The sequence below is a fragment of the Glycomyces algeriensis genome (assembly GCF_027622855.1).
In the GTDB taxonomy this organism is placed as follows: domain Bacteria; phylum Actinomycetota; class Actinomycetes; order Mycobacteriales; family Micromonosporaceae; genus Glycomyces; species Glycomyces algeriensis.
Genome location: NZ_JAPZVR010000029.1, coordinates 1 through 21,060, shown reverse-complemented (window position 1 = coordinate 21,060; position 21,060 = coordinate 1). Strand labels below are relative to the sequence as shown.

Genomic DNA, 21,060 nt, shown 5'->3' with positions numbered 1-21,060 from the left:
TCCGATCGTTATCTAGGTGAGGCATGCTGGTCAGCGCCCGCGCCGTCACCGCGGCTGGGCGGTGTTCAGCGGAACGGCTCAGACGGAGGTGGAGTGCAATGGCAGCGGAGTACTCGAGTTTCGTGGCCATCGGCGACAGTTTCACCGAAGGCGTCGGCGACCCCGACCCGAGCGGCGGCGACCGCCACCGCGGCTGGGCCGACCTGTTCGCCCACCGCGCCGCCGAGCAGTGGCCCGGCCTGGAATACGCCAACCTCGCGATCCGCGGGCGGCTCTTCGACCGCATCGTCGACGAGCAGGTGGTGCCCGCCATCAAGCAGAGCCCCGACCTCGTCTCGTTCGCCGCCGGCGGCAACGACGCCCTGCGCCCCGGCTTCAACCCCGTGCAGCTCTCCACCCGCGCCCACGAAGTGGTCCGCCTCCTCAAGGCCTCCGGCGCCGAGGTCGTGCTCTTCACCTGCGCGGACATCACCCCGCACATCCCCGGCATCGCGGTCCTGCGCAAGCGCTTCGTCGCCACCAACGACGCCTACAAGCGCGTCGCCAAGCGCCACAACGCGGTCCTCGTCGACCTGTGGAGCGACAAGGCGTTCGAGGACCCGCGCCTGTGGTCGGAGGACCGGCTCCACCTCAGCACGTTCGGGCACATGCGCGTCGCCTACGACGTGTGCGAGGCCCTCGGCGTCGACCCCGACCCGTCCTGGTCCGAGCCGCTCCCGAACCTGCCCCGCCCGCGCCGGGAGATGAACGGCGTCCAGTGGGCGGGCAAGCACTTCGCCCCCTGGGTGAAGCGCCGCCTCACCGGCAAGTCGAGCGGCGACGCCGTCGATCCCAAGCGCCCTGAACTCACCAAGGTGAAATGATGCGACGCCCGAACCGAACCGAGGAACGCTGATGGGCCTGCTCTTCAAACTCCTGGCGGTCATGGTCATCATCATGACCTGCGCCTTCTTCTTCGGAATCCTGTTCCGCAAGGGCCGCGGCAAGTAGCCGTCCCCGATCGTCCTTCGCGTTCCTCCTCCGCCGCTTCGGGGGTGGGCGTGGCGCTCCGGGCCGCGACAGGGCATCATGGAGAACTGTGGGACTCCTCCAGCGTCTGTTGGGGCGCCGGGACACACCTGATTCAGTGCCAGATCCCGCCGCCCAACCTGAACCTGCCTCCGAGCCCGAGGCCGCGCCCGAACCGGTCGCCTCCTCTGGCGCCCTAGACGATGCCGCCCCCGAGAGCAGCCCGGCCCCTTCGCCGGACGCTGCGGAGGAGGACAGCATCGCTACCCAGGCGCCAGTCACCGGCCTGCGTCTCGTACCCGCGCTCGAGCCCGAGTACGAGCCTGGACCGGAGCCCGCGGGCCCGGTCCTCACGGCCGTGCCGGACCTCGAGCCCGATGAGGAACTGCAACTCGTCCAGGACTTCGAGCCGGACGAGGAAACGAAGCCCGTCGAGGACGTCGAGCCGGGCACCGCACCGGATCGCGAACCGGACGAGGCACCCGCGGGCGCCCTAGCGCCCGAACCGGAACCAGAGGCGGCGATCTTCGTGCCCGAGCGGCCCCGCCGCGAACTGCTCACATTGGACAAGCCCGTCCCGCCCCGCGCGCCGACCACCGGCCGCGACGAGATGATGCCGCGCATCGAGGACGACGAGTCCCTCGACATCGTGGGCTCCCCCCGCGGGGAGCTGCGCGCCGCCGGGCTCGCCGTGCCGAAGATGCACCAGCTGGTGCGCCGCGGCGACACCGCCATGTGGGCCTTCGCCGTCCGGCCCTCCGAGGCCCTGGGCTGGTGGCTCGACATCCGCCAGTCGGCCGAGCAGACCGGCTGGATGCCGGTCCTCCTCGGCGCGGCCGAGGAGTGGCGCGACAACGGTGAGTCGATCATCCACGAGGGCGACGACGAGCTCACCCGCGCCGACGAGATCGACGCCGCCGAGCTCCTCCACGACAAGGCCGCCGAGGCCGGCGAGCCCGCCCGCGGCGTCCCGATCCTGCCGCGCCGCGGCGACACCGACTTCGCCACACCGCATGAGCCGCACGGCCTTCTCGGCCTGGTCAGGACCGACGCGGGCTGGAAGATCCCGGCCATGTTCCCGTGGAAGGGCTCCACGAACTGGGAGCTGTACGGCGCCGAGCACGCGGCCGTGCTGCACAGCTGGCACCGCCGCTTCGAGGCCGAGCTGGTCGCGATGACCTACGACGTGGTCGAGCTGTACGTGCCGCACCCGCCGAATGCCGAAGAGGCCCTTGCGATCGCGGGCGAGGTGTACGCGTACTGCCCGGACCTGCTCGACTCGGGCGTGCCGACCCTCGAGGACCTCGCCGAGCACATGATCAGGTCGAAGGCCTGGTACTTCCGCTGGTCGTAAACGCATCAGCGTAGAGGCGCAGCCGCCGGACCGTCTTTCGGCGGCTGCGCCTTCGCTTGTGCCACGCACGTTCACCGCGTGAACGTTCCGGGCCCGAAGTTGACCGGGTTAACTCTGGCCTGTCGCCGTCGCCGTCGCCGTCGCCTCGGCCCAGGCGGCTCCGGGAGTCGGGGCGGCAGCGCGAGTGACCGCTGCGGGTCTCGCTGGTCCGCCGTGTCGTTCACGGGGTGCACGTTGCGCGGTGGGCGTAGTCCAGGTGCGCCGGGGCACAAGCGCGCCTGCGGGTCCCCGCCGGTCCGCGGCGTCGTTCACGCGGTGAACGTTCTCCGGGTGGCACTGCCGTCTGCCGAGGCCGCTCTGACTGGCCGAAGCGGCAGCGCGACCTCGAGGACCCACCGGCCCTCCGCATCCCGGCCCGCTTCGAGGGTGCCGCCGAGGAGGCGCACGCGCTCGGCCATGCCCTCCAGGCCGCGGCCGTAGCCGGATCCGCCGCCGCCCGTCACCGGGTTGGCGACGCGCAGGCCCAGCAGGGCCTCGCCGACTTCCGCCGCCACCTCGACGGCGGCCCCGGGCGCGTGCCTGAGGGCGTTCGTGATCCCTTCCTGCGCAATCCGGTACGCCTCGCGGGACACCGCCTGAGGCACCGACTCCGGCGCGCCCTTCACCCGCACCGAGATCGCCGCACCAGCCGCCGCGGCCCGTTCGCACAGCCGAGCCAGGTCGGCGAGCGTGGGCGCGGCGGTGACCGGGGCGGGCTCCTCCCGGAGCGCGCCCAGTGCGCGGTCGAGGTCGTCCAGAGCCGACCGTGACGACTCCTCGATCGCCGCGAGGGCGAGCCGGGCCGAGTCGGGGTCGGTTTCGAGGACCTGGCGGGCCACCGCCGCCTGGATGGTCGAGGTCGTGAGGGTGTGCCCGATGGCGTCGTGCAGTTCTCGCGCGAGCCGGTTGCGCGACGCGACCCGGCGGGCCTCCTCCTCGGCAGCGGCGAGGCGTTCGGCGAGTCCCGGCCCGAGGAGGCGCGCGGCTAGTCGGCGCATGAGCGCCGCATACCCTGCAGCGCAATAGATCAGCGCGACCAAAAGCCCGCCAGTGACCGCGGGGGTCCAGGCCCCGGCCGCGCCGGCGCGGACCTCGACGGGGACCAGGACAGTGACGGTCTCGCCGCCGTCGAGCCACACCGCCGGGAGCGCCATCCCGACCAGGGCGACGGCCGTGGCGAGCATGAGCGCCGCGCCTGCGAAGGCCCACAACAGGAACCAGGCCGCGGTCGAGAATCGCCGCGGAGCAACGGGTTCGGGCAGGTTCATGCGCAGGAAGCGGTTCGCCGCGCGCACCGCCACGCGCCGTGAAGCCTTGGGTAGCCCGATGGCTGCGATGGCGGCACACCCGGCCGCTGCGAGGACAGGTCCGGGAACGGGACCGGGCCAGACCAACGCGAGCACGGCCGCGACCGGGACGCCGACGAAGGACGCCCCCGCCACGGCGAGGAACGCGTGCGTCCACCCCAGCGGGGCGGCCGGGCCGCGGAAGGGGCGCAAGAGCTGTCGCATGCAGCCGAGTCTGGCATCCGAAGTGAGCAGGTGACTCCCTCCAGAGGGGGAGAAGGGCCGCCGACGGCAGAGCCCCGCACCGGGAAGCGATCGAGCCGAAAGCACCGATGTCGCCCCGAGCCGGGGCTGAGGCCGCTCGTGGAGAGCGCGGGCGGTCGGGTGACGGGGCTCCACCGAGTCGGCTTGCGGCGCAGCGTGTGAGCAGTGCCTTCCGGAGCGAAGTTCGCGGGGCGCCCGCCGGGGTGCCCGGGATTCCGGGGCGTGATGCGCGTGGAGTCTTCCGGAGGCGGATGACGACGCGGTCGCCGCCGCGATCGTCCCTGGACATCGGCGGCGATGCCGAGGCGGTGGACGGCGCCGAGGAGCTCGAGCGCCGATTCGGTTCGCGGGGTGCGGCATACGGGGTGCCTTCCGGAGGGCCGAAACGCGGAGGCGCGGTGCGCGGCCGGTTGCTCTCCGGAGGAGCCAGTTCTCGAAGGCGCGTCGTTCGGCCCCTCCCTCCTCCGGGGGAGCCCGGTTTCCCCACTCCTCGGGAGGCACGGACGCACTCCTGCGACGAGCTTTGGGGGACATCGTTTCGAGAGAGGACCCACCCCGTGGAGTCGAGAACCAAGGGCGTCATCGCCTTCATCGCCCTATCGTTCGGCCTGGCCTGGGCCGGCATGTTCGCCGCAGTGCTGCTGTTCGGCCTGTCGCTGGTCAACCCGCTCGTCCAGATCGCGGGCATCGCGTTCGCCCCCGCGATCGCCGCGTTCGTCGTCCGCAAATGGATCACCCGCGAGGGCTTCGCCGACGCCGGGATGCGGCCGCGCCTGCGCGAGCAGTGGCGGCTGTACCTGGCCGCCTGGCTCGGCCCGCTCGGGTTCGCCGCCGCCGCGCTGGCGGTCGCCGTCGCACTCGGCCTGTGGGACTTCGACCCCGCCGCGTTCGAGCTCCTGCCCGGCCTCCCCGCGTGGGCGTCGATCGCGATCCTCCTGGTCGTCGTCATCGTGCTGACCCCGATCTACTGGGGCGAGGAGTTCGGCTGGACGAGCTACCTGCGACTGCGCCTCTTCCCCGAGCGACCCCTCATGTCCACTGTGCTCACCGGTCTGATCTGGGCCGTCTGGCACTACCCGCTCGCGTTCCTCGGCTACATCGAGTTCGCGAACATCACCCTGGGCCTCGCGATCTGGACCGTCTCGTTCCTCTTCCAGGAGGTCATCCTCAGCTGGCTGCGCATGAGCAGCGGCTCCGTATGGACCGCCAGCCTCGCCCACGCGGGCAACAACATGGTGCTCGCCCTGCTCGTCGGCATCGCGGTCGGCGAAGACCGCGTGAACACCGGCGCGCTCCTCGGCCTCGTGCCGATGGTCGCCGTCGCCGCCTGGCTCCTGCTCACCGGCCGCCTCGCGGCCGACCGGCCCGCCGACGCCGCGCCGCTGGAACGCGAACCGGTCGCGGCCCTGCGCTGATCTCGCTCCCGAGAGGGAGGCGGGCCCTGCGGCGGGGTGGCATCATCGACCGGTGACCACCCCGCCCATCACCATCCTCATCGCCGACGACGACCCCTTGGTGCGCACCGGACTCCGCACCCTCCTCGCCGCCCAGCCCGGCATCGAGCCCGTCGCCGAGGCCTCCGACGGCGCCCGAGTGCTGCCCCTGGTGCGTCAGTTCCGGCCGGATGTGGTGCTCATGGACGTGCGGATGCCGGACCTCGACGGGATCGCCGCGACCAGGCTCCTGCGCGAGTCGCTGCCCGACCCGCCGCACGTCCTGGTCATCACCACCTTCGAGAACGACGATTACGTCTACGAGGCATTGCGAAGCGGCGCAGGCGGTTTCGTGCTCAAGCGCGCGGACATCGGCCAGATCGCGCTGGCCGTCCGGGTGGTCGCGAGCGGCGCGCTCCTGTTCCCCGAGGCGATCCGGGCGCTCGCGGCCGCGCACGCCCCGCCGCCGGGGAACGCGCACGGCCCGGTCGCGCTGACCCCGCGCGAGGCGGAGGTGCTGCGGCTGGTCGCCGAGGGCCTGTCGAACCAGGCGATCGCGACGCGCCTGTTCCTCGGCCTGGAGACGGTGAAGACCCACGTGGGCAGCGTGCTCACGAAACTGGGGGCCCGCAACCGGACCGAGGCGGTCATCATGGCGTACGAGTCGGGCTTCGTGCGCCCGGGCGAACGACGCTTACCGGGACCTGACGCGGCTAGTCCGCTGTGCGGCTCGCCTCCATGCGGGGCGCGAGGCCGTCGAGGAAGCGGTCGACGCCGTACCGCATCGCGTCGTGGCCGGTGAGGTCCCACGCCTGCTCGTCGGAGAACCGCAGGAGGTGCTTGTACCGCCCCGAGGCGATCGCGCGCTCGAGATACGGGCCCTGGTGGCTCCACCATTCGGCCTCGCCGGTCTCGGGGCCTTCGTCGTCGCTGTCGCGGAGCAGGTACTGGCGGGCCGTGCCCGTCACGACGTTCATCAGGGCCGTCACGATCAGGTTGATCTCGCGGTCGGGCAGGTCGTGGCCTTCGAAGGCGCCGAGCACGAAGTCGTAGCCGTGCAGCGAGTCCGGGCCGAGGACCGGCCGCCGCTGGTTGATCTCCAGGAGCCAGGGGTGGTCGCCGTAGACCTGCCACGTGCTCTCGGCGAACAGCTCCAGGGCCTCGCGCCAGTGGATCTGCGCGAGTTCGGGGGCATCGTCGCCGACCCGCGAGAGCCGGTCGACCATGAGGTCGACGAGTTCGCGCTTGCCGGGCACGTACCGGTAGATCGTCATGGCGCCCACGCCGAGCTCCGCTGAGACGCTGCGCATCCCGAAGCAGCTGCCTTCGCGGTCGGCCACCGCGATGGCGGCCTCGACGATGCGGTCGATGGAGAGCTTCGGCTTCGGCCCGGGCTTGCTGGGCTGCGGTCCGAACTCGCGCCAGAGCAGCTCCAGGCTTCGTTGGGGGTCGCCCGCCCCCGTTTGTGGTGTCGCCATAGGGGCCTCATGATATCGCGCTTGCTAATCGGGTACGTTGTATGCTATTACTGGGTACAGCGTACCCGATTGAAGGGGAACATTCAATGCCCACCACCACTGTCGAGGCGTCCAACCTCGGCAAACGATTCAAGGACACCGCCGCGCTCGACGGCTTCAGCATCACCGCCGAAGCCGGCACGGTGCTCGGCCTGCTCGGCCCGAACGGCGCGGGCAAGACCACCACCGTCCGCATCCTCAGCACCCTGCTGCGGTTCGACACCGGCAGCGCCTCCGTCGCCGGCTTCGACGTCTCCCGCGACGCCCGCCAGGTGCGCCGCCGCATCGGCCTCACCGGCCAGCAGACCGCCGTCGACGAGGTCCTCACCGCCCGTCAGAACCTCATCCTCTTCGGCAAGCTCTTCCGCCTCAACAAGTCCCGTGCCGGCGAGCGCGCCGACCAGCTCCTCACCCAGTTCGGCCTCACCGAGGCCGCGAACCGCCAGGCCAAGGGCTTCTCGGGCGGCATGAAGCGCCGCCTCGACCTCGCGGCCAGCATGATCCTCGCCCCGCAGGTGCTCTTCCTCGACGAGCCCACGACGGGCCTGGACCCGGCCGGGCGCCGCGAGGTCTGGGACGCCGTCGAGGGCCTCGCCGCCGACGGCACCACCGTCGTGCTCACCACCCACTACCTCGACGAGGCCGACCGCCTCTGCGACCGCATCGCCGTGATCGACCACGGCCGCAACCTCGTCGACGACACCCCCGCCGGGCTCAAGCGCCGCATGGGCGCCGACCGGCTCGAGATCATCGCCGCCGACCCGGCCGACCTCCCCGCGCTCCGGGAGATCATCGCCTCGGTCGCGGACGGCGACACCGTCCTCGACGAGGGCGCCTCCTCCGTGTCCGCGCCCGTCAAGGACCCCGTCCCGGCCCTCACCGCCGCCGCGACCGCGGTGCAGGACAAGCGCCTCACGGTCGCGGACATCGGCCTGCGCCGCCCCACCCTCGACGAGGCCTTCCTCGAACTCATCGCCAAGGAGGACCAGTGACCACACTCGCCCCGCTCCCCGACGAGACCCTCGCCGGGCGTCTTAAATGGACACTGCACGACTATCGCGCGATCGTCGGCCAGGAGTTCACCCACCTGGTGCGCCAGCCGGTGAACTTCGCCTGGCAGCTCGGCTTCCCGATCGTGATGGTGCTGCTGTTCGTGTACGTCTTCGGCTCCGCCATGGACGTCACGGGCGAGGGTGCCGGCGTCGACTACGTCGCCTACGCCATGCCCGGCATGTTCGCCATGACCATGGCGTTCGGCTTCACCAACACCGCCTGGGCGGTCGCCGAGGCCAAGCAGAAGGGGTTCATCGACCGGGTGCGCTCGATGCCGATGGCCTCCTCCGCGGTCGTGGTCGGGCGCAACATCGCGGACACGATCCACGCCGCCGTCGACCTCTTCGTGCTGTTCGTGATCGCCCTGGTCATCGGCTGGCGCTCGGAGGGCACCTTCTGGGAGACCCTGGGCGCCTTCGCGCTCCTGCTCTGGCTGCGCTTCGCCCTCATCTGGGTCGGCGTCTGGCTCGGGCTCCTGGTCAAGAGCGTCGACCAGGCCGGGAACCTCTTCGCGATCGCGTTCCCGTTCGGCATGGTCTCCTCGGTCTTCACCCCGCCCGAGCTCATGCCGGGCTGGCTGGGCGCCATCGCCGCCTGGAACCCGGTGTCCGCCACGGCCACCGCGATCCGGGAGCTCTTCGGCAACCCGGCCGCGGTCGGCTCCTCCTGGCCGGAGCAGCACGCGCTGACGGCCGCGATCCTCTGGCCGGTGATCATCACCGCGATCTTCCTGCCGCTCGGGGTCCGGAAGTTCCAGAACCTCGGCCGCTAGGGCCGCAGACCTGAGGGAAACAGGAAGGGGCCCGCGCCGCTCTCGGCGCGGGCCCCGCTCCCATTCGGACTCTTCGGCGTAATTTTCGCGTAACACCGAACATCGAGAGTGTCGCCTGTCTCAATTTCATATCGAAGTGGCGTGACGTGGGGGAGCGATTCCACCGCTGTGCGCGTTTTCTGCCTTTTGCATGGGCGCCTTGCCCGGTCATGCCGGATTTCGGTGTTCTGTAAACCCCGGCGACCTGCGATAGCTTGAAGGGATCGCGAGGCCGCGCTTCCCGCGCGGCGACCCCGCACGTGCTCGCGTCCTCGCGCACCGGCATCCGGAGCGTTCTCGTGGGAAGGCTCCTCACGGTCTGTGGTCGGAACCCGACATTCGCGGACCGGCCTAGATATGACCGCGCCTCCTCAGCGTCGCTGATCGGACGTGAATGCCGCCCCTCCCGGTGTTCGATCCCCGCTCCAGTCTTCGACGAGGCGCGTCATCCCTCGAATCGAAAGCAGCACAGAAACATGACCAAGAGGCGACACCTTCCCGCACTCTTCGCCACGGCTGCCCTGGCCACCGCCGCGGGCTGCACCGACGATGAGAGCCCGGCGGACGACGGCGGCGAGTTCCCGCGCAGCAAGACCCTGTACTCGACCGGCACGGCCTGGGGTCCGCCCGGCGACTTCAACCCGATCTCGGCCGGCGGCGTCACCGGCCTCAACGGCCTCGGCTACGAGTACCTCTTCATGTTCGACACCGTCGAGCAGCGGCTCAGTCCCTGGCTCGCCGAATCCGGCGAATGGACCTCCGAGCGCGAGTTCGAGCTGCGCCTGCGCGGCGGTGTCACCTGGAGCGACGGCAAGCCCCTCACGGCCGACGACGTGGTTTTCACCTTCGATCTCGGCAAGATCGAGGGCGTGCCGTACGGCGGCGTCTGGGACTGGCTGGACGAGGCCCAGGTCGTCGACGAGCGCACCGTGAAGTTCCGCTTCTCCGATGCGCGCCAGCAGGAGTGGGACAACTTCCTGTACACCCACGTGATCGTCCCCAAGCACGTCTTCGAGGCGTACACCGCCGAGGAGCTGCTCACCGGCCCGCTCGACCCGAACCCGGTGGTCACCGGCCCGTACGGGGTGCACAGCTTCGACGAGACGCGGATCGTCTGGGTCAAGCGCGAGAGCTGGTGGGCCACCGAGGCGCTCGGCCTCGAAGTCAAGCCGCAGTACATTGTGGATCTTGTGACGCTCGGTAACGAGGACATCCTCAACATGCTCATCGAAGGCCGCCTCGACCTCGCCAACAACTTCATGGCGGGCATCGCGGACTTTCTCCAGGGCGATCCCGAGCTCACCACCTACTACGACAAGCCGCCGTTCATGGCGCCGGTCAACACCGCCATGCTCATCCCGAACACCACGCGCCAACCGCTCGACGACCCGAAGTTCCGCCGGGCCATGGCCTACGCGATCAGCCCGGGCGAGATCGTGGACGCCGTCTACGGCGGCATGGTGAGCGAAGCCCATCCCACGGGACTCCTCCCGATCTGGGAGCGCTACTACGATTCGGATGCGGTGAGTGAGCACGGCTTCGTGTTCGAGCCCTCCAGCGCGGTCGAGATGCTGGCCGCGGCCGGGTACAAGGACGAGGACGGCGACGGGTTCGTCGAGACCCTCGACGGCGAGAAGATCGAGCTGCAGCTGGTCGTCCCGGCCGGTTGGACCGACTGGGAGGACGCGGCCGTCTCGCTTGCTCGCGATCTCAGCGACGTGGGCATCAGGGTTCAGGCCGTCTTCATCGACGCCGCCGAGGTCGACGCCACCCGCGAAAGCGGCGACTTCGACCTCCAGATCAACAACCGCAGCGGGCTCACCAACTCGCCCTGGAGCCACTTCCGGCACCTGTTCGAGCTGCCGGTCCGCGACATCCAGTCCCTCTCGAACTTCTCTCGCTGGGAGGACGAGACCGCTTGGGAGCTCACGCAGGAGCTCGCGACGCTCGCCACGGACGACCCGCACTACCCGGAGGTCATCGCGGAGCTGCAGGCGATCGCGATGCGCGACCTGCCTGCGATTCCGATCTGGTACAACGGCGCCTGGTCGCAGGCGTGCAACGAGGTCTGGACGGGTTGGCCGACGGGCAACGAGGGCGATGCCGGGGTCTACGCGAGCTTCTGGAACGAGATGTGGGGCCTCGGAGGGGTCCGCCTGCTCACCGAGATCCGGAGGGTCGATTAGCAACCCGTCGATGCGGATGCGGATGCGGATGCGGATGCGGATGCGGATGCGGACACCGCGGCCGCGGGTCGGGTTCGCCCGACCCGCGGCCGAAAAGCCGCATGGAATTCGGGGACACCACTGCGTCGAGCTGCGCGTTAGCATCAATCAATAGTCCTGATAAGACTCCCCCTCCCCTCAAGGACGCCGCGATGCATGACTTCGACAACGACGGAGTACAGGACGACTCACCGCAAGTCTTCATGGGTCCGCATGCGCTGGAACGGCAACGAACGCACGGAAGCGTGGACGAGCCCGGGCTCGTGGTCGCGCGGAACTCGCCGGTCCTCCACGGCTTCGTGGCCGCGGTGACCCTCGCGGTCGCCGTGCTCCTGTTCCTCGGGGCGATGCCCGGCGAGGAGCGCAAGCTTGTCTACCAGGGGGAGATCGTCAGCACCACCGACCTCTGCGAGGCGACCGGCACTGACGGCGAGACGGTCACGCGAGCGTGCTCCGAACTGGGGACCTGGGAGGTCTACCCGACAGGGTGGAGCACTGTCCCGGTGGTCGTCGCCTTGGCGCTCGCCGCGGGCGCCGGCTTCGAGGTCTACCAGCTTCCGAAGTTGATCAGCAGCCGCAGGCAGCGGCGACAGGACGCGGTCGGCCGCATGGTGGAACGGGACTTCAAGCGGATGTAGGCGACGGATTGGCGTCCGGCTCAATCGGGCACGTCCTGATCGGCACGGGCTGCGGCAGCTCGAGGGCCGCTGCCAGCCACTTCAGGTTGATCGATGCGAGGGTGATGAACACGCGGCGGAGCCAGTCCGGCTGGTCGCTCACACAGGCGCGCTGCAGCGACGGACCTGCGAGCCTCGCGATGAGGGGTGCGGGTTCGGTGCACACCTGCCACGGCGGCGGACCACCTTCCAGGTGCAGCGTGGGGAGCAGCTGCACGAGGTCGTGCAATTCGTGGCCGGCGCCGGCGTGCGACCAGTCGACGAGGCGAGCTTCGCGCTCGTCGGGGTCGCCGACGATGCACACGTTGTCACTGCGGACGTCGCCGTGCACCAGGTGGGCACCGAGCTTGAGAGCGGTGTCCGCCTCCGCATCGACCGCGATCAGTGTCGCGGCATGCGCCTCGAGCCAGTCGCGGTCGACGACACCGGCATCGACGAGCCGGTCGGCCAGTTCGATGATGCGCGGCCACTGCGGTCCCGGCCAGCTGGCAGTCCGCGGCAGTCCGGCAGGGAGCGGCGTTCGGCGCAAACGGTCGAGCGTGCGGGTGAGAACGTCGATGTCGCCGGGGCGCCACACCGTCGAGGTGCCGCCGTTCGGGTTCTCGGCACCGGCCGCAGGCCAGTACGCGGTGGACAGGTCCTCCGTCACCAGCAGCGGCCGTCCGGCGCCGTCGTCCCGCCAGCCGAGAACCTCGGGTGAGAGGCCGGTGCCGCGCAGGTGATCGAGGATTCGGTGCTCGTTGCGCAGCCAGCCCGCGGTGTCTTCGGTGGTCGCCCCTTTGACGAACGCGGCGCTGCCATCGCTGAACGTGACGACGAGCCGGTCCGCATCCGACAGCCCGAACTCGGGTGCACGCCAAGCCGCCGCCGTCTTGCCGAGCATCAATCCGGCCGTCCCGGCGATCACAGGCGTTTCGGCAGCTGTCATGCCCTAGGTATAGCAGGCGTCTCCGTTATGCAAGCGCCGGTCGCAAGCCCTGGTTGAGATCCGAGTGGTCGCCGGGCTCGCGGCTCCGCTGGAGCGCGCCGCGCTCCCGACCGTGCCGAGCGCGCCGGCCTGATCGCGGATTCGAGGGCACGCATCAGCTCCGGTTCTGGACGGAGTGGGGGCGGCATCGAGGCTATCGGAAATCCGCCGGGCCTGGGGATCGAGCGCGATCGGCCCGGCGTCGCTGCGAGTCTGCCGAATCTCGGTCAGATCGAGGCGAGGAACGCCGTTACTCGTTCCATGAGCAGCGCGGCCGCTTCCGGGTCATACGCATCGAGTGACGAGTCGGCGAAGAGGTGCTGGTCGCCGGGGTAGACGAACAGCTCGGCGTCGCTCGTGGCGGCGGCGAGTTCGCGTGCGGCGGGCAGGTCCTCGTCGAAGAACTCGTCGCCCTCCTTGCCGTGGATCTGGACCGGCACACCTGCCGGCCAGACCTCCCCGAACTCCGCGACCGGTATGCAGGAGTAGATGAGCAGCGCCCCGCGGGCGCCGGGCCGTGTCTGCGCGAGCCGCTGGGCGATCGTCACTCCGAAGGACAACCCGACGTAGACGAGTTCGGGGCCGAGCTCGTCCACTGCGGCGGCGCCGCGCTTGCGGATCGCGTCGAACCCCGTGTCGCGGGCGAATGCGAACCCCTCTTCGATGCTGCCGAACGTGCGGCCGTCGAACAGGTCGGGCGTGTGCACGGTGTGCCCGGACTGCCGCAGGTCTTCGGCGAAGGCCCGCACGCCTTCCGTCAAGCCTTGGATGTGGTGGTACAGCAGCACTTCAGCCATGTCGGCGCCCTCCTCCGTCGAATGATCCAGTATTCCGGATCATTCCGCGATGCTAGTCTGTTCTGTCATGACGGACAAGCCCCCTGGCTACGAGCTCGCCGATCGGATGGCCTTGACCGAGCCGGCGCAGGTGAAGGCCATCGGCCACCCGCTCCGCACCACGATCCTGCAGCTCCTTCACGAGCGGGCCGCCACGGTCACCGAACTCGCGGCCGCCGTCGAACGTCCTAAGAGCACGGTCGCCCACCACGTGGACGTGCTGGCCCGCAACGGCCTCCTCCAGGTAGTGCGCACCCGGAAGGTGCGGGCGATCGAGGAGCGTTTCTACGGGCGCACTGCGCGCATGTTCTTCGTGTCCGCCGAGCGGACGAGTGACGGCGCGGCGATGCCGGGGGACTTCAACGACTTCGAAGTGGCCGCAAGCGAGTCCGCGCCGGCGTTCGAAGAGGGAAAACTCTGGGGCTTCATCCGGCACGCGCGCATCCCGGAAGAGGCGGCCTCGGCGTTCTGGGGCCGCATGGCCAAACTGGTCGAGGAGTTCGACCGCCTGCCGAGGTCCGGCGAGACCACTTACGGGTTCGCGATCGGGATCTACCCCACCGCCCACCCGACCCTGCCGCCCGCCGAGCGCCCGCAGGAGACATAGGTGCTCAGCACCTCGGCGCGTGCGTTCGGTCAGTGCCCGGAGCCGGCCTCGCAAAGCGCAAATCGGAAAGTATCAGGTGGGTGGCGTCGGGATCGAAGTTTCCTCGGCCTGCGGTCGCCGCCCCGCGTGGAACGCGGCTCGACAGGGTGGACCAGCGCTGAGTGGGCCCGCACCGCTACCCGAATGAGCGGTGCGGGCCCGTTTTCCTCCCGGCTCCGGAGGAAAGTCGTGCTACCAGCCGATCCAGGCGGTGTACTCGTAGTCGCCGCCCAGGCGGTTGGACTGGAGGCCGGCGTTGGAGAGCGTCCATAGCTGTGAGCCGATCACGATGGTGCGCATGATCTGCGTGTTGTACGGGTCGACGTCGGCGGCGCTGTGGTCGATCCAGGTCTCCTCGGTGAGCGAGTCCGCGCCGATCCCGAGCACCACCACTCCGGACTGGTACTCCATGTCCCAGTCCTGCACCGGAATCACCGCGATCGAGGCCTCGTCCCAGTACAGGAACGCATGGGGGTCGTACAGCACCGTCGAGTCGGAGCCCTCGCGGTAGTACTGGTCGAGGACCGCCGCTTCGTCTGCGGCCGTGTCGAACAGGCTCACCTGAAGGCCCGTGGTCTGGCCTTCGGCGGTGGCCTCCTGGCCGACGCCGAGCAGCCGGTCCGGGCCGACCGGGTGGAGGTACCCGGAGTAGCCGGTGATCTTGAGTTCGCCCGTCACGACCGGGTTCGCCGGGTCCGAGAGATCCACTGTGTACAGCGGGTCGGTCTGGCGGAAGGTCACCACGTAGCCGGTGTCGCCGAGGAAGCGGACCGCGTAGATCTGCTCGTCCACACCGAGATCGGTCACCGAACCGGTCTCCTCCAACGAGTCGTCGCCGACCGCGAAGACCGTCACCGTCGACTTCGACGGCTCGCCCGACTCCTCGGTCTCGCCGCCCCAGATGCAGTCCATCCACGGGCCGCAGCCGCCGCCGGCGGGCATCTCGGTCGTCGCCACCCGCAGGTGGCCGTCGTACTCGCTCAGCGAGTACTGGTTGAGCAGCGTTCCCGGCACGGCCGCCTCGCCGACCAGGCGGGCCTGGCCGTCCGCGAACGTGAACCGGTAGATCTCGCTCTCGGCCTTTGTCTCCTCCTCGCCCCACGCGTAGTCGTAGTGGGCCAGGTAGAGACTCTCGCTGGTGCCGTGCACCATCGAGCCGTCGACCATCACGGTGTGCGGCGCGGCCTCGGTCCAGGCGCCGTCGGCGGGCAGCGCGAGCACGCTCACCGAGGAACCGGTGAACCGCTCGGGGTGCGCGATCTCCGCGCAGTCGACCTCTTGCGCCGAGCCGTTGACCTCATAGGACGGCAGCCAGTCCGCGAGTTCGGTGTCGCGCACGGCCTCGGCGAGGTCCTCGTCCGAGGCGTCGCCGCTGTAGAGCTGGTCCCACACGGGCTGGATCTGCGGCTCGGTGCCGATCGCCAGGCGCACTTCGCCGTCCACGAGGCGGGCGTCCACCATGGAGCCCTCCATCGTGAAGGAGTCGAGCACGTCCAGCGAGGTCGGGTCCAGGCGCTCCAGCCGGAACTCGCTCAGGTACACGCCGTCGTCCTCAGTGCTCAACGCGGACATCAGGAGCAGTTCGTCGTCGCCGAGGAACAGCTGGTGGCCCCAGGCCTCGCTCTCGGTCGGGCGCTCGGCCACGACCTCGCCCGAGCGGGTGTCGGTCACGCGCACGGCGTCGTAGTCGGCGACGGTGTAGATGAAGGTGCCGTCGGTCTTCACGATGTCCGGTTCATCAACGCCCGCAACGGCATTGTTCGTGCCGGAGTGCGAGTCGTCCCCTGCTCGCTGGGTGGGCGACTCGGCGGTCGTGCCCGCCGCGGAGTCGCCCGCGGCGAACTCCTCTTCGAGGGGGATGGACTCGTTGAAGTCGAAGTTCTCGAACGCGGTGATCGCCGCGTCCTGGATGCCCTCGAGCGCGTCGTCGCACGAGTCGAACGCGGCGAGCTGGGCGGAGACGGGAACCCAGGGGACGGGCGCCACTTCGTTGTCAGGGGACTGCGAGGTGCACGCGCCCGCGGCGGCGACGACCGCCGCCGAAGCGCATGCGATGAGGAGTCTGGGCTTCATGCTCTTCGGACGCCGCGCCCCGCGAAACGGTTCCCACCGGAAGCGACGACGAGTCGCAGATGCCTCGAACACTCGGCTCCGCCGGAGACGACGACCGGCCCGCCGGTGTCCCGAACACCCCGGGCCCACCGGAAACGACGACGGGCCCCAGGTGCCTCAAACACCCGGGGCCCGTCTGGAACCGGTCCGGTCACCCCTTGGTGCCGCCTGCGGTCAGACCGCTGATGAGATGCCGCTCCGCGAAGGCGTAGAACACCAGCGCCGGCAGCATCGCGAGCATGACGAACGCCAGCACCTTCGCGGTGTCCGAAGCGAACTGCCCGCTGAACTGCGTGACACCCAGCGGCAGCGTCCACCAGGTCGACTTCTGCAGCACCACCAGCGGCAGCAGGAACGAGTTCCACGAGCCGACGAGCGCGAGCACCGACACCGTCGCCAGCACCGGCCGCGACATCGGCAGCAGGATCCGGGTGAAGAACAGCCACGGACCCGCCCCGTCGATCGTCGCCGCCTCCTCGACCTCGGCGGGAATCTGCCGGAAGAACGTGCGCAGGATGATGATCGTCAGCGGCAGGCCGAACGCCGCCTGCGGCAGGATCACCCCGAACGGGCTGTTCAGCAGCTCGAACGTCCGCAGGATGATGAACAGCGGCAGCACCGCCACCGCGAACGGGAACATCATCCCGGCCGCGAACAGCGTGAACAGCCCCTCCCGGCCGCGGAACGCGAAGCGCGCGAACGCGAACGCGATCATCGCCGAGCAGATCACCACGATGAACGTCGTCACGAGCGCGATGAACACCGAGCTGAACAGCTGCTGCCAGAACGTGCCCGAGGCGAGCACGTCCGTGTAGTTCGCGGTGTTCCACGGCGCCGGCAGGCCGAGCGCGTTCTCGCGCAGCTGCTGGTTGTCCTTGAAACCGCCGAGCAGCGCGAACAGGATCGGCGTCGCCACGAACGCCGTCGTCAGGAACGCGGCGATGTAGAAACCGGTGTGGCGCAGGATTCGCGCGTTGCGCATGGTGAGCGTCATGAGCGGGTCCCCCCGGAGGCGGTGATCGACCCCTGGAGGTCGCGGTTGAGGACATACCGCTGGTACAGCAGCGCGAACACCAGGCTGATCAGGAACATCGCGATCGACAGCGCCGACGCGTACCCGATCTGGTTGCGCTGGAAGCCTTGCTCGTACATGGTGATCGCCAGCGTCTCGGAGGCGTGGAACGGTCCGCCGCCCGTGAGCACGTACACCAGGTCGAACAGCTGCACGGCGCCGATGACGGAGAGGAACACGATCATCCGCGCGGTCGGGCCCATGAGCGGCAGCGTGATGTTCCGGAACGCCTGACCCCTGGTCGCGCCGTCGATGGCCGCGGCCTCGTACAGCTCGTCAGGGATGTTTTGGCGCCCGGCCAGGAACAGGATCATGTGGAAGCCGAAGAACTTCCAGGTGAGGATGCCGAAGACCACGAACATGATGATGTTCCGGTCCGACAGCCAGCCGATCTGGGCGTCGATGCCCAGACTCCCTAGCAGCGAGTCGGCGAACCCGCGGCGCGGCGAGAACACCAGCCGGAACAGCACGGCCGTGACCGCCTCGGTGAGGACGTACGGCACGAAGAACAGCAGCCGGAACGCCGTGCGCCCCGGGAACCGCTGGTGCAGCAGCATCGCCAGGCCGAACGAGAGCGGGAGCTGCACCAGCAGGGACAGCACCACGATCAGGCCCAGGCGCCACAGGTCGCCCAGGAAGACCTCGTCCTTGAGCAGGGCCTGGAAGTTCTCCAGCCCCACGAACTCGGTCGGGACGCCGCCGAGGCCGTTCCAGCGGAAGAACGAGACGTACGCGGCGAACAGCACCGGCAGGATCACGAACAGCAGGAACAGCATCAGGCCGGGCACGATGAACGTCGAGAGCGTCCCCGCTACCGGGGAGTCCCGAAGGGGCTCCTTGAGTGTCACCCTTCGGCCGCCCAGGCCTCGTTGACCATCGCCACGAAGTCCTCGGGCGTGAGCTGGCCCAGGAGCAGTCCCTCAGTGGCGTCGTTGATGACGCCGCCGATGGCCGGCGGGTACGCCTGGTCGAGGTACAGCTGGGTGCCGGTGGCGCTGGCGAGCGCGTCGACGACCTTCTGCGTGTCCTCGTTCATCTCCGGGGCGACCGACGCGGGGTCGGCGGCGACCGGGGTCAGGTTGCCCTCGGTGATGGCGCGGGAGTAGTTCTCGGGCTCCATGAAGTTGCAGAGGAAGTCCAGGGCCTCGTCGGGCGCGTCAGCGGCGACCGCGTAGCCGTTGCCGCCGCCGAGGAACTCGGTGGCGGTGCCGGTGCCGCCCTCGACCGTGGGGAAGGGGAAGAACCCGAGGTTCTCGGGCCCCTCGGTGCCGGAGTTGTCGCGCTGGGCCTGCGGGGCCCACTGGCCCATGAGCTCCATCGCGGCGAGGCCTTCGCCCATGATCGCGGACTGGCCGTCGGCTTCGCCGTAGACGGCGGATTCGAAGCCGGGCTGGAAGGGCTCGAGCGCGGCGAGGTCGGCGACCATCTGGCCGGCCTGGACGAAGCCGTCGCCGGAGAAGTCCCCGGCCTCGGCCGCGGCGGCGAGGCCGTCGAGGCCGACGGTGCGCATCGCCAGGTAGGTCCAGTAGTAGTGGCCGGGCCACTTGTCGGCGCCGGCGAGGGCGATCGGCGTGATGTCGGCGGCCTTCAGGGCTTCGACGGCGGCCAGGAACTCGGTCCACGTGGCCGGCGGCTGGGTGATCCCGGCCTCGGCGAAGAGGTCCATGTTGTACCAGAATCCGACGACCCCGGCGTCGAACGGCATGCCGTAGAGCTTGCCGTCGATCGTGTAGGGCTCCAAGGCGATCGGGTTGATCTGGTCGATGCAGTCGAGCTTGCCGGTGAGGTCCTGCACGAGGCCGGCCTCGACCTGCTCGGCGAGGACGCCGCCGCCCCAGGTGTGGAAGATGTCCGGCACGTCGCCGGACTGCGCGGCCGTGCCCATACGGTCCTTGAACGCCTGGTTCTCGATGGGCTGGACGTCGATGGTGAGGTCGTTCGCGGCCTCGAAGTCGTCGGCGAACTCCTGCCAGGTCGACATGAGCGGGTCCTGGTTCTGGATGTGCCACCAGGTGAGATCGGCGTCGCTCTCGCCGCTGTCGCCGCACGCGGCGGCACTCAGCGCGAGCAGGGCGGCCGTACCGGCCGCCACCAGCGCTCGCGGCCTGAGTAGGGGATTTCGCATCGTTGCTCGTCCTCTCGATGGAACTGAAGGGTGCCCGAAACTTTCGGAGAAAGTATCGGAAATTATCGATGCGGTCATACTACCCGTGAGCATTCAGAATGTGAAGAGGGTCTCTGTTACCGTGCGCCGTGCTGCATCAGACGGCATCGACGCAGGTCAATGGCGGGGTTTGTCGGGAAGGAAGGCGAAATGCCGAGCGGAGGCGGGCGAAACGCCGAACGGCCGCCCCGGTGAACCGGGACGGCCGTCGAAATCTGAGCGGGTGACGAGAATCGAACTCGCCTCTCAACCTTGGGAAGGTCGCATTCTACCAATGAACTACACCCGCGAACTCTGGCGAACAGAGCCGATCGAAGTATACAAGGCCGCGGAGGGAGGGCCGAAACGCCCCGCGGCGGCGGCCCGGGTGTCGCGGACTCGCGGCGGCGGGTCGGGGGCGGCGCAGCGGGGCGGGCCGAAGCGGCCGCGGCGGTGCGCGTCGCGCATTCGAGGCGGTGGTGGAGTGAAGCGACTGACGGCCGCGACTCACTGCGTCGGGGCGGCGCAGCGGAGGGCCGGACGGCCGCGACTTGCGCGGACCGACCGGCCCTCCTGTTGCGTCATCAGGCCGCCTGCCATGCGGCCCTAAGGAATTGCGCGGGTGCTACTCCCAGCCCGCCAGGACCTCGGCGATGGCCTCGTCGAAGTCGGCGACCTCGCCGTACACGCCCGGGTTGCCCGCCTCGGCGCAGCCGTAGCCCCAGCTGACGATGCCGACCAGGACCTGGTCCTCACCGGCCGGGCTCATGATCGGGCCGCCCGAGTCGCCCTGGCACGAGTCGACGCCGCCGTTCTCGAGGTCGCCGGCGCACAGCATCGAGGGCGCGTCGACCTCGTCCGGGTAGGCCGCCTCGCAGTCGGCGTCGCTCACGAACGGCACCTCCACCCACTGCGCGGTGGTCGGGAAGCCCTCGCCGGTGTCGCCCCAGCCCGCGGTCTCGAGGACGTCGAACTCCCCGGCCTCGGTGCCGAGCGCGATCGGCTCGACGTCGACCGGCTCGGCGAGCTTGAGCAGCGCCCAGTCGTTCGACATCGCGATCGGATCGTTGTAGTCCTCCGCGACGTGGAGGTCCGCGACCGCGGTCTCCACGACGTCGGCGGACTCGAGGTCGATCGCGCCGGAGAAGACGACGAGGTCCGCGGCGGCGGACTCCTCGACGCAGTGCGCGGCGGTGAGGACCACGTCCGCGGCGATCACGGTGCCGCCGCAGAACTGGCGCTCGTAGGCGGTGCCCTCGCCGGGGGCGCCGAGCCCGACCAGCCAGGGGTACTGGCCCTCGGCGACGTCGCCGCCGCCGATGATCTGGGCTTCGAAGTCGCCGCTGGGGGCGGCGGGCTCCGCGTTCGCGGCGAAGCCGGTCCACGCGATGGCGGCGGCGCCGAGACCTGCGGCGACGCCCGCGCCGAGACGGATCAGATGCTTCCTCTTTCTGTCCACTGTGAATCCTTTCGGGGTGGATGTGAGGGTTGGGCCGTTTGGCCGTCCTAGACCGAAAGACGTAATGAGAGAGATTCACGGTTGCATGCGGCTTAAAGAAGTTATTTCAGTGAATAGTCGTAATAGTCGCTCATGGCAACGGAAACGGCCGGACAGGC

General features: G+C 69.7%; 17 protein-coding genes, 1 tRNA gene and 1 pseudogene. 9 read left to right on the top strand and 10 right to left on the bottom strand.

Translation table 11 applies throughout. The features are described 5' to 3' along the window. Positions 1 to 98: 98 nt before the first annotated feature. Positions 99 to 863 carry an SGNH/GDSL hydrolase family protein gene (locus O2L52_RS25055; protein ID WP_270118995.1) on the top strand — a complete coding sequence of 255 codons (765 nt, stop codon included), beginning with the start codon at positions 99 to 101 and terminating at the stop codon, positions 861 to 863. Between the two features lie 263 nt (positions 864 to 1,126). Beyond that, positions 1,127 to 2,362, top strand: a complete 1,236-nt coding sequence (locus O2L52_RS25050) for a DUF4253 domain-containing protein (protein ID WP_270118994.1) — start codon at positions 1,127 to 1,129, stop codon at positions 2,360 to 2,362. 308 nt (positions 2,363 to 2,670) lie between these two features. Here the strand turns inward: O2L52_RS25050 and O2L52_RS25045 are convergent, their stop codons facing one another. Beyond that, the gene (locus O2L52_RS25045; RefSeq protein WP_270118993.1) at positions 2,671 to 3,912 is read right to left on the bottom strand and encodes a sensor histidine kinase; all 1,242 of its coding nucleotides are present in this window, start codon (positions 3,910 to 3,912) and stop codon (positions 2,671 to 2,673) included. Positions 3,913 to 4,508: 596 nt separating this feature from the next. Between O2L52_RS25045 and O2L52_RS25040 the strand changes: the two genes are divergently transcribed. Both O2L52_RS25040 and O2L52_RS25035 read left to right on the top strand, forming a co-directional pair. Continuing rightward, positions 4,509 to 5,366 (top strand): CPBP family intramembrane glutamic endopeptidase, encoded by an 858-nt coding sequence (locus O2L52_RS25040; RefSeq protein WP_270118992.1) that lies wholly within the window; start codon positions 4,509 to 4,511, stop codon positions 5,364 to 5,366. A 52-nt stretch (positions 5,367 to 5,418) separates the two neighbouring features. Continuing rightward, positions 5,419 to 6,069: pseudogene (locus O2L52_RS25035) on the top strand (response regulator transcription factor); the annotation flags it as partial. A gap of 28 nt (positions 6,070 to 6,097) precedes the next feature. On the opposite strand, the gene O2L52_RS25030 reads toward O2L52_RS25035, so the two are convergent. Then, positions 6,098 to 6,862, bottom strand: coding sequence for a TetR/AcrR family transcriptional regulator (locus O2L52_RS25030; RefSeq protein WP_270118990.1), 765 nt, complete (start codon positions 6,860 to 6,862; stop codon positions 6,098 to 6,100). 86 nt (positions 6,863 to 6,948) lie between these two features. Between O2L52_RS25030 and O2L52_RS25025 the strand changes: the two genes are divergently transcribed. The 4 genes from O2L52_RS25025 (at position 6,949) to O2L52_RS25010 (ending at position 11,628) form a co-directional block, all read left to right on the top strand. Then, positions 6,949 to 7,893: an ATP-binding cassette domain-containing protein gene (locus O2L52_RS25025; RefSeq protein ID WP_270118989.1), complete on the top strand. Its 945-nt coding sequence runs from the start codon at positions 6,949 to 6,951 to the stop codon at positions 7,891 to 7,893. After that, on the top strand, positions 7,890 to 8,726 hold the full coding sequence (locus tag O2L52_RS25020; RefSeq protein WP_270118988.1) for an ABC transporter permease: 837 nt from the start codon (positions 7,890 to 7,892) through the stop codon (positions 8,724 to 8,726). Before O2L52_RS25025 ends, O2L52_RS25020 begins: the two co-directional genes overlap by 4 nt. 515 nt (positions 8,727 to 9,241) lie before the next feature. After that, complete coding sequence (locus tag O2L52_RS25015; protein WP_270118987.1) at positions 9,242 to 10,951, top strand: ABC transporter substrate-binding protein; 1,710 nt, start codon at positions 9,242 to 9,244, stop codon at positions 10,949 to 10,951. A 284-nt stretch (positions 10,952 to 11,235) separates the two neighbouring features. Then, positions 11,236 to 11,628 (top strand): hypothetical protein, encoded by a 393-nt coding sequence (locus O2L52_RS25010; RefSeq protein ID WP_270118986.1) that lies wholly within the window; start codon positions 11,236 to 11,238, stop codon positions 11,626 to 11,628. On the opposite strand, the gene O2L52_RS25005 is transcribed toward O2L52_RS25010, so the two are convergent. Together O2L52_RS25005 and O2L52_RS25000 are read right to left on the bottom strand one after the other, a co-directional pair. Further along, positions 11,615 to 12,595, bottom strand: coding sequence for an aminoglycoside phosphotransferase family protein (locus O2L52_RS25005; RefSeq protein WP_270118985.1), 981 nt, complete (start codon positions 12,593 to 12,595; stop codon positions 11,615 to 11,617). The genes O2L52_RS25010 and O2L52_RS25005 overlap by 14 nt on opposite strands. Before the next feature lie 266 nt (positions 12,596 to 12,861). Next, positions 12,862 to 13,431, bottom strand: coding sequence for a dienelactone hydrolase family protein (locus O2L52_RS25000; protein WP_270118984.1), 570 nt, complete (start codon positions 13,429 to 13,431; stop codon positions 12,862 to 12,864). A 67-nt stretch (positions 13,432 to 13,498) separates the two neighbouring features. On the opposite strand from O2L52_RS25000, the gene O2L52_RS24995 reads away from it, so the two are divergent. Continuing rightward, positions 13,499 to 14,077: an ArsR/SmtB family transcription factor gene (locus O2L52_RS24995; protein WP_270118982.1), complete on the top strand. Its 579-nt coding sequence runs from the start codon at positions 13,499 to 13,501 to the stop codon at positions 14,075 to 14,077. Positions 14,078 to 14,308: 231 nt separating this feature from the next. On the opposite strand, the gene O2L52_RS24990 is transcribed toward O2L52_RS24995, so the two are convergent. The 6 genes from O2L52_RS24990 to O2L52_RS24965 form a co-directional block, all read right to left on the bottom strand. Then, complete coding sequence (locus O2L52_RS24990; protein ID WP_270118980.1) at positions 14,309 to 16,189, bottom strand: beta-propeller domain-containing protein; 1,881 nt, start codon at positions 16,187 to 16,189, stop codon at positions 14,309 to 14,311. 190 nt (positions 16,190 to 16,379) lie between these two features. Continuing rightward, a complete protein-coding gene (locus tag O2L52_RS24985; protein WP_270118978.1) occupies positions 16,380 to 17,222 on the bottom strand; it encodes a carbohydrate ABC transporter permease in 843 nt (280 codons plus the stop codon). Further along, positions 17,219 to 18,148, bottom strand: a complete 930-nt coding sequence (locus O2L52_RS24980) for a carbohydrate ABC transporter permease (RefSeq protein ID WP_270118976.1) — start codon at positions 18,146 to 18,148, stop codon at positions 17,219 to 17,221. The genes O2L52_RS24985 and O2L52_RS24980 overlap by 4 nt, the downstream gene beginning before the upstream one ends. Beyond that, complete coding sequence (locus O2L52_RS24975; RefSeq protein ID WP_270118974.1) at positions 18,145 to 19,425, bottom strand: extracellular solute-binding protein; 1,281 nt, start codon at positions 19,423 to 19,425, stop codon at positions 18,145 to 18,147. Before O2L52_RS24975 ends, O2L52_RS24980 begins: the two co-directional genes overlap by 4 nt. A gap of 257 nt (positions 19,426 to 19,682) precedes the next feature. Further along, positions 19,683 to 19,753: transfer RNA gene (locus O2L52_RS24970), tRNA-Gly, on the bottom strand. A 315-nt stretch (positions 19,754 to 20,068) separates the two neighbouring features. Continuing rightward, positions 20,069 to 20,902 (bottom strand): serine protease, encoded by an 834-nt coding sequence (locus O2L52_RS24965; RefSeq protein ID WP_270118972.1) that lies wholly within the window; start codon positions 20,900 to 20,902, stop codon positions 20,069 to 20,071. Between the last annotated feature and the right edge of the window lie 158 nt (positions 20,903 to 21,060).